Source organism: Erwinia papayae (genome assembly GCF_058241465.1).
On the sequence record NZ_JBZCHT010000009.1, the window covers coordinates 1,880,574 to 1,893,993 of the forward strand.

12 protein-coding genes and 1 pseudogene are annotated in these 13,420 nt (G+C 51.0%); 11 read left to right on the forward strand and 2 right to left on the reverse strand.

Translation table 11 applies throughout. From position 1 onward, the window contains the following. Window positions 1-46: 46 nt before the first annotated feature. Together cybB and AC3RPL_RS13720 are read right to left on the reverse strand one after the other, a co-directional pair. The gene (gene cybB, locus AC3RPL_RS13715) at window positions 47-583 is read right to left on the reverse strand and encodes a cytochrome b561 (protein WP_490740410.1); all 537 of its coding nucleotides are present in this window, start codon (window positions 581-583) and stop codon (window positions 47-49) included. A gap of 201 nt (window positions 584-784) precedes the next feature. Further along, a complete protein-coding gene (locus AC3RPL_RS13720) occupies window positions 785-1,267 on the reverse strand; it encodes a zinc ribbon-containing protein (protein WP_490740411.1) in 483 nt (160 codons plus the stop codon). Between the two features lie 212 nt (window positions 1,268-1,479). Here AC3RPL_RS13720 and leuS point away from each other — a divergent pair, with 212 nt between their 5' ends. The 11 genes and pseudogenes from leuS to mrdA all read left to right on the forward strand — a co-directional run bounded on the left by leuS (window position 1,480) and on the right by mrdA (window position 13,420). Further along, window positions 1,480-4,062 (forward strand): leucine--tRNA ligase, encoded by a 2,583-nt coding sequence (gene leuS, locus AC3RPL_RS13725; RefSeq protein WP_490740412.1) that lies wholly within the window; start codon window positions 1,480-1,482, stop codon window positions 4,060-4,062. Between the two features lie 14 nt (window positions 4,063-4,076). Next, window positions 4,077-4,673: an LPS assembly lipoprotein LptE gene (gene lptE, locus AC3RPL_RS13730; RefSeq protein ID WP_034941701.1), complete on the forward strand. Its 597-nt coding sequence runs from the start codon at window positions 4,077-4,079 to the stop codon at window positions 4,671-4,673. After that, window positions 4,670-5,701 (forward strand): DNA polymerase III subunit delta, encoded by a 1,032-nt coding sequence (holA, locus tag AC3RPL_RS13735; RefSeq protein ID WP_490740413.1) that lies wholly within the window; start codon window positions 4,670-4,672, stop codon window positions 5,699-5,701. The genes lptE and holA overlap by 4 nt, the downstream gene beginning before the upstream one ends. After that, window positions 5,625-6,353 (forward strand): nicotinate-nucleotide adenylyltransferase, encoded by a 729-nt coding sequence (gene nadD / locus AC3RPL_RS13740; RefSeq protein ID WP_490740414.1) that lies wholly within the window; start codon window positions 5,625-5,627, stop codon window positions 6,351-6,353. Before holA ends, nadD begins: the two co-directional genes overlap by 77 nt. A gap of 846 nt (window positions 6,354-7,199) precedes the next feature. After that, a pseudogene (locus AC3RPL_RS13745) lies at window positions 7,200-8,294 on the forward strand (chitinase); the annotation flags it as partial. A gap of 189 nt (window positions 8,295-8,483) precedes the next feature. Next, window positions 8,484-8,813, forward strand: coding sequence for a hypothetical protein (locus AC3RPL_RS13750; protein WP_490740415.1), 330 nt, complete (start codon window positions 8,484-8,486; stop codon window positions 8,811-8,813). Beyond that, window positions 8,734-9,795, forward strand: a complete 1,062-nt coding sequence (locus AC3RPL_RS13755) for a glycosyltransferase (protein WP_490740416.1) — start codon at window positions 8,734-8,736, stop codon at window positions 9,793-9,795. Before AC3RPL_RS13750 ends, AC3RPL_RS13755 begins: the two co-directional genes overlap by 80 nt. Then, window positions 9,792-10,103, forward strand: coding sequence for a hypothetical protein (locus AC3RPL_RS13760; RefSeq protein ID WP_490740417.1), 312 nt, complete (start codon window positions 9,792-9,794; stop codon window positions 10,101-10,103). Before AC3RPL_RS13755 ends, AC3RPL_RS13760 begins: the two co-directional genes overlap by 4 nt. A 588-nt stretch (window positions 10,104-10,691) precedes the next feature. Further along, the gene (rsfS, locus tag AC3RPL_RS13765) at window positions 10,692-11,009 is read left to right on the forward strand and encodes a ribosome silencing factor (RefSeq protein WP_490740418.1); all 318 of its coding nucleotides are present in this window, start codon (window positions 10,692-10,694) and stop codon (window positions 11,007-11,009) included. Window positions 11,010-11,012: 3 nt separating this feature from the next. Further along, window positions 11,013-11,483: a 23S rRNA (pseudouridine(1915)-N(3))-methyltransferase RlmH gene (rlmH, locus tag AC3RPL_RS13770; RefSeq protein WP_034941715.1), complete on the forward strand. Its 471-nt coding sequence runs from the start codon at window positions 11,013-11,015 to the stop codon at window positions 11,481-11,483. 32 nt (window positions 11,484-11,515) lie between these two features. After that, entirely contained in the window at window positions 11,516-13,420 is a 1,905-nt protein-coding gene (gene mrdA / locus AC3RPL_RS13775) for a peptidoglycan DD-transpeptidase MrdA (protein WP_034941717.1), read from the forward strand.

Consider the following 13,420-nt stretch of genomic DNA (forward strand, 5'->3'; position numbering starts at 1 on the left):
CCCTGTCCTTTTCAGGGTACTTTCTGCATGCAGACGACTCCGACAACTACTTCTGTCTGAATGGCATCATTCTGAGCAGGGTATTGTCGCGAAAAAGATAGTGGTGACTTAATGCCGCCAGTGCATGTATACCGACCAGCCAGTAGCCGACGGGTGCCAGCGTCTCATGCCACTCTGTCAGACTGGCAGCCAGTTCAGGAAGCGGGCTGGTGGACACCGGCATACTGATGCCAAACAGCATCCATTCTTTCCCTTTCAGATAACGCGAGCTAATACCGAGCACCGGCAGCAAAATAAATAACCCATAAAGGCAGGTGTGAAGCAAATGCGACGCGGCAGTCATCCACAGGCGCAGGGGCGGAACAATCGCAGGCGTACGGTGGCGTGTTCGCAACCAGAGACGCAGAAGAATAATCAGCAACACCGTCGTACCGGCACTAAAATGCGTCACCACCATCAGGCTTCTCTGCCATGAGCCGTGGCTGGCCAGTCCGCGAAACTCCATCGTCGCATAGACAATAACCAGCAGTAACAACGTCAGCCAGTGAAGCAGAATTTGTGAAGTGGCATACCTGTTTTGCACGTTTTCCCCTCTCAAGATACAGCACTATTAACTGTTGTCAGCTTAAGAAGGTATTACGCAAACCGTACAACTACCACAATAACCTCATGGTTTATTGTAAATTGCCTGTTACGAAGGGAATTATTAACCAGAAAGTTACCCGGTGAGCCAGTTCAGCAGAACTGGCTGAATGTAAAAAACTGCCTGTAAGGGGCGAATGATTCAGGGGGCAAAGGCCCGGCGCTGGAACTGGTCATTGCCACATTCCGGGCAGCGGATCAGGGTTTCCGGAGTGTAAATCGCACGGGTGAACTGACATTTTTCACAAACCAGATTGCCCAGCCCCACCACTTCGCCACTTTGGTACACCCCGTGATGATTCAGATCCTGAAAAACCTCACGCCACTCCAGCTGGCTCTTATCGGTGATATCAGCCAGCTCCTTCCACACGCTTTCCCGGATAATGCGCATAAATACGCTGTCGGTGCTGTCGTCCTTATTTTCCGCATAGCTGCGGGCAAATTCTTCCAGATCGCGGCGCACCGCGCGCACGACATCATCAATCTGACTGCGAGTCAGCTCACCGCGATTATTCATGCGCTGACGTGCGCTCTCCACCAGCATATCAATGTCGTGCTCTCCTTTATTAATTCTCTCGGTCAGCGATGACACCAGCTCCCGGTAATATTGAGCAACCTTGTTCATTTTTCCTCCAGTGGCGACCAGTTAGTGACATTTTCAGTTTAGCGTTGATTAGCTGATAACGAAGAGGGGACGATAAAATTTGCCTGTCGTCTTCCAGCTTGCAGAGAAATGCCTGCCGACGCCCCGGATACTGTTGTTGCGCCGGGCCTGAATCGGCTATGCTATGCGGATCTGAACGAAAGCATAACATTTACAAAGGATCACTGGCCGCCATGCAAGAGCAATACCGCCCGGAAGAGATAGAATCCCAGGTTCAACAGCACTGGGATGAGAAGCAAACTTTTAAAGTCGTCGAAGAGGAAGGTAAAGAGAAGTATTACTGCCTCTCCATGCTGCCCTATCCTTCTGGCCGCCTACATATGGGCCACGTTCGTAATTACACCATCGGTGATGTCATTTCTCGCTACCAGCGCATGCTGGGTAAAAACGTCCTGCAACCAATAGGCTGGGATGCATTTGGCCTGCCTGCTGAAGGGGCGGCGGTAAAAAACAATACCGCGCCCGCGCCCTGGACTTACGACAATATTGCCTACATGAAAAACCAGCTTAAGCTGCTGGGTTTTGGTTATGACTGGAGCCGTGAACTGGCGACCTGCCAGCCAGAGTACTACCGCTGGGAGCAGTGGTTCTTCACCCGACTTTATGAGAAAGGCCTGGTCTACAAAAAGACCTCTGCCGTTAACTGGTGCCCTAACGATCAGACCGTTCTGGCTAATGAACAGGTTATCGACGGCTGCTGCTGGCGCTGTGACAGCAAGGTTGAGCGCAAAGAGATCCCTCAGTGGTTTATCAAAATCACAGACTATGCCGATGAGCTGCTCAACGACCTGGATACACTGGAAAGCTGGCCGGAACAGGTCAAGACCATGCAGCGTAACTGGATTGGTCGTTCGGAAGGGGTGGAGATCACCTTTGACGTCGCCGACAGCAGTGAAAAACTGACCGTTTACACTACCCGTCCGGATACCTTTATGGGGGCCACTTACCTGGCTGTGGCTGCGGGTCATCCGCTGGCCGCTCAGGCTGCCGCCAGCCAACCGGCGCTGGCTGATTTTATCGCTGAATGCCGGAACACCAAAGTTGCCGAAGCAGATATGGCCACTATGGAGAAAAAAGGCATGGCGACCGGGGTGTTTGCTGTTCATCCACTGAGCGGTGAGAAACTGCCGGTCTGGGTGGCGAACTTTGTGCTGATGGAATACGGCACCGGGGCTGTTATGGCGGTTCCAGGCCATGACCAGCGTGACTGGGAATTTGCCACCAAATACAGCCTGCCAGTGGTCCCGGTTATCCTGAATGCCGATGGCAGCGAACCTGACCTGTGTGACGCCGCGATGACCGAAAAGGGAACGCTGTTCAACTCCGGCGAGTTTGACGGTTTGTCTCACGAACAGGGTTTTAACGCCATTGCCGACAGGCTGGCTGAACGGGGAGTCGGGGTACGCAAAGTCAATTACCGCCTGCGCGATTGGGGTGTCTCACGGCAGCGCTACTGGGGTGCACCGATTCCGATGGTGACGCTCGAAGATGGTACGGTGATGCCAACGCCCGAGGACCAGCTGCCCGTTATCCTGCCAGAAGACGTGGTGATGGATGGTATTACCAGCCCGATTAAAGCCGATCCGCAATGGGCGAAAACCACGGTTAACGGTCAACCAGCCCTGCGTGAAACGGATACCTTTGACACATTTATGGAGTCATCCTGGTATTACGCGCGTTACACCTGCCCTGATTACAATAAAGGTATGCTCGATCCGGCTGCGGCCAACTACTGGCTGCCGGTGGATCAGTATGTAGGCGGCATTGAACATGCCATTATGCACCTGCTCTATTTCCGCTTCTTTCACAAGCTGCTGCGTGATGCTGGTCTGGTCAACTCTGATGAGCCTGCCAAACGCCTGCTGTGCCAGGGGATGGTTCTGGCTGATGCCTTTTATTATCAGGGTGCGAACGGTGAGCGTAACTGGGTTTCCCCGGTTGAGGTTACCATCGAGCGGGATGAAAAAGGCCGTATAACCAAAGCCACTGATAGCAACGGGCGCGAGCTGGTTTATGCCGGCATGAGCAAAATGTCCAAGTCCAAAAACAACGGCATTGATCCTCAGGTGATGGTTGAACGTTACGGCGCAGATACCGTGCGTCTGTTTATGATGTTTGCCTCCCCGGCAGAAATGACGCTCGAGTGGCAGGAATCGGGCGTGGAAGGCGCTAACCGTTTTCTCAAGCGCGTCTGGAAACTGGTTTTCGACCACACCGAAAAAGGTGCCACAACAGCGTTGAACATCGACGCGCTGAATGAAGATCAGAAGGCGTTGCGCCGCGATCTGCATAAAACCATTGCCAAAGTCTCTGATGACATTGGTCGCCGTCAGACCTTTAACACCGCTATAGCGGCAATTATGGAGCTGATGAACAAACTGGCCCGCGCGCCACAAGAGAGCGAGCAGGATCGCGCCCTGATGCAGGAAGCCCTGCTGGCCGTGGTCAGAATGTTATATCCATTTACTCCCCACGCCAGCTTTACGCTGTGGCAGGCGCTGGGCGGTACCGGGGATGCGGATAACGCAGCATGGCCGGTTGCTGACGAAGCAGCGATGGTCGAAGATTCTCTGCTGGTGGTGGTACAGGTTAATGGTAAAGTACGTGGCAAAATTACCGTTGCGGCAGACAGCACACAAGAGCAGGTGCAGGCTCGCGCCGCGCAGGAACACCTGGTCGCCAAATATCTTGCCGGCGTCACCGTGCGTAAAGTGATTTATGTTCCTGGCAAGCTGTTAAACCTGGTTGTGGGCTGATGTCAGGAGGAAATGTGCGACATCCGATAATGTCATTGCTGGTAGGACTGGCGGTATTAATCACCGCCGGATGCGGCTTTCACCTGCGCGGGACCACGTCGGTCCCGCCCGAAATGAAAACCCTGATTGTCGATTCAGGCGATCCTTACGGGCCACTGGCTCGCGCAGTGCGAGAAGAGTTGCGTCTTAACAACGTCACCGTGCTGGAAAAACCAGGTATGCGTAAGGATGTTCCCTCGCTGCGTCTGGGTGTGGAAACCCAGCATCAGGATACCGCAACCATTTTCCAGGATGGTAAAACAGCCGAATACTCTCTGATGATGACCGTCAGTGCTCAGGTTCTGGTGCCGGAAAAAGGCATCTATCCGATTAACGCCACCGTCTATCGTTCGTTCTTCGATAACCCGCTGGCTGCGTTGGCAAAAGACTCTGAACAGTCAATTATTGTGAGTGAGATGCGCACCCAGGCAGCACAACAGTTGGTGAGGAAGCTGCTTACCGTGCATGTCGCAGAAACTGACGCTTCCGTTAACACACTGGGTTCCACTCCGGCAGCGGCTGAAGATACCTCCCCCCGCTCCGCACTGCCGGACACCTCTTACGCCAGATGATCAGGATCTATCCTGAGCAACTTCGTGCGCAGCTCAATGAAGGGCTGCGCGCCTGTTACCTTTTCACCGGCAATGAACCCTTATTGTTGCAGGAGTCGCAGGATGCTGTGCGCGCTGCTGCTCAGCCGGAGGGTTTCGTCGAATGCTTCAGTACAGAGATTGACGCTTACACCGACTGGCCGTCGATCTTCTCCACCTGTCAGTCGATGAGCCTGTTTGCCAGCCGTCAGATACTGATACTGACATTTACTGAAAATGGCCCCAACGCCGCAATGGCAGAACAGCTGCTGACGCTCTCCACTCTGTTGCATAACGATCTGCTCCTGCTGCTGCGGCTACCCAGGCTGACCAAAGCGCAGGAAAACAGCGCATGGTATAAAGCAATCAGTCAGCATGGCGTCGTGGTGCCCTGCCAGACACCAGAGCAGGCGCAACTACCACGCTGGGTTGCCTCACGAGCAAAAAACATGCGGCTGTCGCTGGATGAGGCAGCTATTCAGCTGTTGTGTTATTGCTATGAGGGTAATCTTCTGGCGTTATCACAAGCGCTGGAGCGTCTGTCACTACTGTGGCCGGATGGCAAACTGACCCTGCCAAGGGTGGAGCAGGCGGTTAATGATGCGGCACATTTCACCCCTTTTCACTGGGTTGATGCGTTGCTGGCAGGTAAGAGTAAACGTTCGCAACATATCCTGCGACAGATGCAGGCTGAGGGCAGTGAGCCGGTCATTTTAATGCGTACCCTTCAGCGTGAACTGATGCTGTTGCTGACGCTGCAACGACAAATGGGCATCACCCCACTCCGCACCCTGCTTGATCAACATCGCGTCTGGCAAAATCGGCGGCCTCTGTTCAGTGAAGCCCTGCAACGCCTGTCAGCAAAACAACTGGCGCAGGCTGTGCGTTTACTGGCAAAAACTGAGCTGAGCCTGAAGCAGGACTACGGACAGAATGTCTGGCCTGAACTGGAGACGCTGTCGTTGCTCCTGTGCAGCAGGACATTTCCGGAGAGCTTCTGTGATATCTGATAACCGCAGTCTGCAGGCGCTGTTCGGCGGAACCTTCGATCCGATTCATTACGGCCATCTGAAACCCGCTGAAGCGCTGGCGAAACAGCTTGGGCTGCAAAAAATCACGCTGATGCCAAATAATGTCCCGCCCCATCGCCCCCAACCGGAGGCTTCTCCCGCACAGCGGGCGGCAATGCTGGAACAGGCGATTGCCGGAAACCCGCTGTTTGACATAGATCTGCGGGAAATGCAGCGCGATACGCCCTCCTGGACGGTTGAAACACTGGCGGCCTTACGAAAAGAACGCGGTAACACTCAACCTCTGGCATTTATTATTGGTCAGGACTCTCTGCTCGGATTAGATAAATGGCATCGCTGGCAGGCGCTGACTGACTATTGCCACTTACTGGTTCTCAGGCGCCCCGGTTATGCTGAAAGGATGCCCACTGCGGAGCTTGAAACCTGGTTGCAGGCACATCTGACAAAAGATATCTCCCGCCTGCATCAATCCCCTGCCGGCTGTGTTTACCTTGCGGAAACATCCCTACTGCCTGTATCAGCCACTGAAATTCGCGCACGTCGTCATGCCGGGCTTCCCTGTGATGATCTGTTACCCCCTGCGGTAATTAAATGGATTAATCAGCAGGGTTTATATCCGCAGGTGAAATAGCCACATCGCACGGCAGCATAATTTTTTTCATCCCCTTAAGTAATTGTTATTACCTGATAAGCAACAGATAAGAATAAAAGCGCATTAATAAATTAATGAGTATTTATACCTCAGCAATAAGATTAAAAAATCGTAATAACTTTATTTTAATAATGACATTAAGATTATGAGAATCATCGCGGTGGTTTTTTATTATTATTGATTTGCCCCCTCTGGAACAGAAGACAAAAATTCATCCGGACCCCATCATCAGACACGGGTTTAAAATCCGTTATCGGAGATGGGGATTAAGTTCTCTTTCCGGAATATCTTAAAATGAAAAAAGAAAAGATGATGGTTAAAAGCCTGCTTCTGGCAGGCTGCATGGCGCTGTCTTTTAATGCCTTTGCTTATGATTTATATAATCCACAACAAAGTTATCCTGGTGGCACCTATGTTATCCATAACGGTAAAACTTATTTAGCCAAATGGTGGGTGGCCGCCGGTCAGCGTCCCGATGAAGTGGTGGCAAATCCCTGGGATACCCCCTGGGAACTGGTGAGTGGTGCAAACATTCCGGATGTGCAACCTGAGCCTGCACCACAACCACAACCTGAGGTTAAACCTGAGCCGGAGGTGACGCCCTCTGACTTTCCACCTTACGTTGCAGGAACCCCCTATAAATCGGGAGATATTGTCAGCAACGCCGGCAGAGACTACATCTGCAAACAGGGTGTTGCCGCATGGTGCAGCGGCAGTGCGCTGGCTTATGAACCCGGCGTCGGCCATGGCTGGGAATCCGCCTGGTCCGTCTATCAGGGCAGCGATCAAGGTGGAGACGATAAACAACCCGAGCCGACAATGGTGCTGTCGCGAAGTGAACTGGAAAAAACAGAGGCGCAGTTAACCAGCGGCGGATTAATGAGTGACGTGATGGCTTCAATTGCCACACTGGATAACGATCGGGTTGAAAAGATTACCGCTGGCGCCAGAGATAATCCTGACAATGTCAGGCGTGTGGAAAATATCCTGGGTGCCCAGCGCTGGGAATACCTGTTCCCGCATCGCGACCCTGCCTACACTTATGATAATTTCCTGAAAGCCGTAGGAAAATTCCCCCGCCTCTGCGGCGATTTTAATGATGGCCGCAATGCCGATCAGATTTGCCGCAAAACGCTGGCAACCATGTTTGCGCATTTTGCCCAGGAAACCGGTGAGCATAATGTTCACGGTACGGTTCCTGAATGGCGTCAGGGGCTGCACTGGGTTCGCGAGATGGGCTGGGTGGAAGGCCAACCAAACGGTTACAACGGTGAATGTAATCCTGCTACCTGGCAGGGCAAAGCCTGGCCCTGTGGCACTGACAGTCAGGGACGCTATCTGAGCTATTTTGGTCGGGGAGCCAAGCAGCTCAGCTACAACTACAACTATGGTCCGTTTTCTGAAGCCATGTTTGGTGATGTCAGCGTGCTGCTTAATAAACCGGAGCTGGTGGCCGATACCTGGCTTAATCTGGCCAGCGCTATCTTTTTCTACATCTATCCACAGCCGCCTAAACCCAGCATGCAGTTTGTTATAGACGGAACATGGCAGCCCAATTTATACGATAAAGCCGACGGCCTGTTACCCGGCTTTGGCGTTACCACGCAGATCATCAACGGTGGCGTGGAGTGTGGCGGCAGTGTTGAAATTGCTCAGTCGCTGAATCGTATTAAATACTATCAGGCCTTTGCTAAAGAGCTCAGTGTGCCGATTGCGCCCGATGAGATCCTCGGTTGTAAGAACATGAAGCAGTTCTCGGAGAACGGTGCAGGCGCATTGCCCATTTACTGGGAACAGAACTGGGATTACAACGAACACAATCCGGGTGGTAAAAGCTATGCCTGTAAACTGGTTGGCTATCAGACACCGTTCAGCGCATTTAAAAAAGGTGATTACATCCAGTGCGTCAAAGAGCACTTCCCTGATTTGACCATCACTGACAAATAACCCCAGTTGGCGGGAGGGAGCGACCAGCCCTTCCGCACTCTCTGCCAAACCACGCCATCCACGGCGGATCTCTTCAGGTTATTCGCGCACTGCCCCGCAGTGTGGCATTTAATCGGCTCCACAAGGTCACTTCTGTTGTAATCAACATAAGATGATATAGTGATGTTAATCAACCTGACGCATATACTTCAGATGGATCTCGTTATGTTTCAAAAGATGTTAATCAAGGTGAGGGATAAATCCGTGCAGTCTGAACAAGAACCACAATCATTTGTTGAAAAATTGCATCGGTTAAGAAGGGATATTCCCCCTTCTGAGATCAAAGAACTCATCCTGGACGTTGAAAAATACTATCTCGATAATCCAGACGTTAAAGAATCCGGTATATGTGCCGTCGGGCATTTCTTTGACTATGGTGAGAAAGAAGGTCGCACCTTTCACATTCCTCAATTACGTCATAAAAAAACGTATACTGCTGAAAAAAAAACATAAAAAAACAATTTATTCCACATTACCTCTCAACAGTGGAACAAATTTATACAGAGCCATATTTCCCGGCGAAAATGATAAAAACTGCATATTTAATCATGCTGGCAGCACTTTAAAAGAAACGCTGGAAAGTATATTCACTGCTGATGAAGTTATTTTTATTCGTCCAAATTACGACCCTCTGACCGTATTCCTGATGACTCTCTGCCGCAAAACAGGTGTTACTGTCACGCTGGATATCGACGATTTAATGCTGCCTGAATTTGTTGCCAGCCAGGGTGCTGTTCGTTCAAATGATACCGATGCAGACTGGCTTGAAAAAATACTGATATGCGACTCTTCATTGTTATTACTTGCTGACAAAATAGTCTGCTCAACCCCGCTGCTGGTTGAAATATATAAAAAATCTCATAATAATGTTTCATTACGTAGAAATAAATTACCCAAACGATTTTTCTCAGAAAACCAGAAAAATAAAAAAGAGAAAAATCGGTCATTAAAAATCCTCTACCTTTCAGGTACTAAAACCCACATCATGGACTTCAGTATCATATCTGGCGTGATGATGAAGCTTGCACAAACTCGCGATGATTTTGAAATAACATTCCTTGGGAAAACCGGGAATTATGCCGATACGCTGAAGGCTGCGGGTGCATCAGTACAACAAATCGACATTGTCAGTTTTGCAGAAATGATGACCATTATTTCACATCATGATGTTGTTTTAGTTCCTCTTGAAGATACTGTTTTTAATAATGCAAAATCCAATATTAAATTTATTGAGGCGGCCGCATGTGGTGTCCCCATTATCGCCTCGCCTGTAAGTGAGTTTTCTCAGTTTATCAAACACGGCGTCAACGGCTGGATATGTCACAGCACGGATGAATGGTATAATTGTATCGTCAGCCTGGCCCATGACAGAGACGCGGCGATTAACGCTGGCCTGGCAGCCCACCATACCAGCCTGACGGAGCTGTCCCTGTGAAAAATAAAGAACTGTATCCTGAATTTACCCTGATTATCGTTCCCGCCGCTGATGACAGTGAAACAGGCGATGAAATCAGGCGTTTCTTTTATGATGCTTATGCTGATGCCGTCAGCCAGAAAACAGATTTATTTATTATCACCCGAGAGCATGATCTCTGTGAAAATCATTATGTTGACTGTGCACTGGCAGTCAGACCTGACAATATTTTAATTTATGGTCTGGAAAATGATGTTTATTTTCATGGCATTGAAAATCTCAACCAGCTGATCGACATCTCCAGCGCCGTGGTGCGTATGGAAATTTAGAAAGTGGCATGGACACCATCAGGGGCCTGAGCCTTTTTATCACTCCCTGAAAATCAGCCGAAACTGAGTAAGCTCTCAACGCTTTGTCTTCTTAAGCAGGAATTGCACCAGGCTTCAGAAAAGCGGACTCAACATGGATAATCCGGGTGACGGATGTTCGATGACGACATCTGAACAAATAAAACCGCTCATCCGGGTTCTGCCGCCGCAGATTATCAACCAGCACATCATTGACACCGACCTTAAGGCTGTTATCCTTCGCTGCCATGTTTTTTAAGGCCGCGCCGTTGCTGTGAGTACCCGCTCAGTGATGCTGACATTAAGTGAAAAAAGCTGACAAGATTTTTCGTCAGCCGGGCGAAATGCCTCGTGTCAGGTGGCACAATAATCAACCGTTTTTTCAGCGACCAGAAACCTCATGTGGGTCCACCTTCAGAAGCTGGCAAAACGTGGTTCAGCACGATCAGACCGTCATTCAGCCGTCAGGCAGGGCAATACGCCTGAATAAACGGGTCTGGCAACAGAAAAACCATGTCGGGCTGCATACCATAGCTCATTGAAATTCCATCAAAATCAGAGGGGAACCTTTTGCAAGGTCAAACACTCCAAGACTTCGTCATTGACAAAATCGACGATTTGAAAGGCCAGGATATCGTTGCTGTTAACGTGCAGGGCAAATCCAGTATCACCGACTGCATGATTATCTGCACCGGCACATCAACCCGTCATGTGGCTTCCATTGCCGACCACGTTGTACAGCAATCCCGGGCAGCAGGCCTGAAGCCTATTTCGGTTGACAGTAAAATCTCCACCGACTGGGTAGTGGTGGATCTCGGTGACGTGATTGTCCATGTAATGCAGGAAGAGAGCCGCCGTCTGTACGAGCTCGAAAAACTCTGGAGTTAACAGGTGAAGTTGCAGTTGGTTGCAGTCGGCACCAAAATGCCGGACTGGGTGCAAACCGGGTTTATGGAGTATCTGCGCCGTTTTCCCAAAGATATGCCCCTTGAGCTGAGCGAAGTTCCCGCCGGTAAACGGGGGAAAAATGCTGATATAAAACGCATTCTTGAAAAAGAAGGTGAAATGATGCTCAGCACCGTGGGTAAAGGCAATCGCATCGTCACTCTGGATATTCCGGGCCAGCCGTGGGAAACCCCACAACTTGCCTGTCAGCTGGAGCGCTGGAAACAGGATGGTCGCGATGTCAGTCTGTTGATTGGTGGCCCGGAAGGCCTCTCTCCCGCCTGCAAAGCGGCGGCGGAGCAAAGCTGGTCACTCTCTGCCCTGACGCTGCCCCATCCGCTTGTCAGGGTACTGGTCGCCGAGAGCCTGTACCGGGCATGGAGCATCACAGCTAACCATCCCTATCATCGTGAATAACGCATAAACATACGGATACCCTGAAACAGCGGATGAAATTACAGCGCAATTTTTTTCGTGACTACACAGCCGAACAGGCACTGTTCGTTCGCCGGGCGCTGGTCGCTTTTCTGGGCATTTTTTTGCTTTCCATAATCCTGGTGGTCAATCTCTATCACCTGCAAATTATTCGTTATAACGACTATACCACCCGTTCGAATGTCAACCGCATCAAGCTGGTTCCGGTTGCGCCAAGCCGCGGTATTATTTATGACCGCAACGGTATCCCTCTCGCGCTGAACCGCACCATCTGGCAGATTGAACTGGTGCCAGATAAGGTAGAAAACCTCGAAAAAACGCTGCTGGCACTGCGTCCGATTGTTAATCTCAGCGACGAAGATTTGATTGCTTTCGAAAAGGAACGCAAGCGCTCACGTCGTTTCACCTCCATTCCGGTCAAAACCGGACTGAACGAAGAACAGGTTGCCCGATTCGCCGTTAATCAGTACGCCTTTCCTGGCGTAGAGGTTAAAGGTTATCAACGTCGCTACTATCCCTATAATTCTGCTCTGACTCACGTGCTGGGTTATGTTTCGAAGATCAATGACCGCGATGTTGAACGTCTGAATAAAGAAGGCAGGCTGCCGGACTACGCTGCCACGCACGACATTGGCAAGCTGGGAATTGAACGTTATTACGAGGATATCCTGCACGGTAAGCCTGGCTATGAAGAGGTAGAGGTGAATAATCGTGGCCGGGTGATCCGCCAGCTGCATGAGCAACCGCCTCAGGCCGGCCAGGATATCTGGCTGACTATCGATCTCAAATTACAGCAGTATATTGAAACGCTGCTGGCAGGCAGCCGTGCTGCGGTTGTGGTCACCGACCCACGCAACGGCGATGTTCTCGCCATGGTTTCCATGCCAAGCTACGATCCAAACCTGTTTATCGACGGTATCAGTAGCAAGGACTATAACTCGCTGCTTAACGATCCTAATCGACCGCTGATCAACCGCGCCACCCAGGGCGCTTATCCTCCGGCCTCTACCGTCAAACCCTACATTGCCGTCTCGGCGCTCTCTGCGGGCGTGATTAACAAAAATACCAGCCTGTTTGATCCGGGTTGGTGGCAGTTACCCGGTACGGAGAAGCGCTTTCGCGACTGGAAGCACTGGGGACATGGACGCCTGAATGTCACTAAATCGCTGGAAGAATCGGCGGATACTTTTTTCTATCAGGTCGCCTATGACATGGGGATCGATCGCCTGGCGGAATGGATGAGCAAATTTGGCTACGGCCACCTCTCCGGTATCGACCTGACCGAAGAGACACCGGGTAATATGCCTACCCGTGAATGGAAAATGAAACGTTTCAAAAAGCCGTGGTATCAGGGGGATACCATCCCGGTTGGCATCGGTCAGGGCTACTGGACAGCCACACCATTACAAATGAACAAAGCAATGATGATCCTGATTAACGACGGCATCATCAAAACCCCTCATCTGATGGCTTCAACCAGAGTCAATAATGTTCAGGTGCCCTGGCGCCAGCAGGAACTGAAACCGGTGGCCGATATTCACTCTGGCTACTGGGAGATTGCCAAAGACGGTATGTATGGCGTTGCCAACCGACCAAACGGCACTGCCCGTAAAAGCTTTGCGGATGCACCCTACAAGATTGCGGCGAAATCCGGTACGGCCCAGGTTTTTGGCCTTAAAGCTAATGAAACTTACAACGCCCATAAAGTGGCAGAGCTACTGCGCGACCACAAGCTAATGACCGCGTTTGCTCCTTTTGATAATCCCCGCGTGGCGGTCAGCATTATCCTTGAGAACGGTGGCGCCGGTCCCGCTGTCGGCACCATCACGCGACAAATCCTCGACCATATTATGCTTGGGGATAACAATACCAACTTGCCGGATGCGGCACCGGTGCCATCCGGCTATGAAGGTGAATAA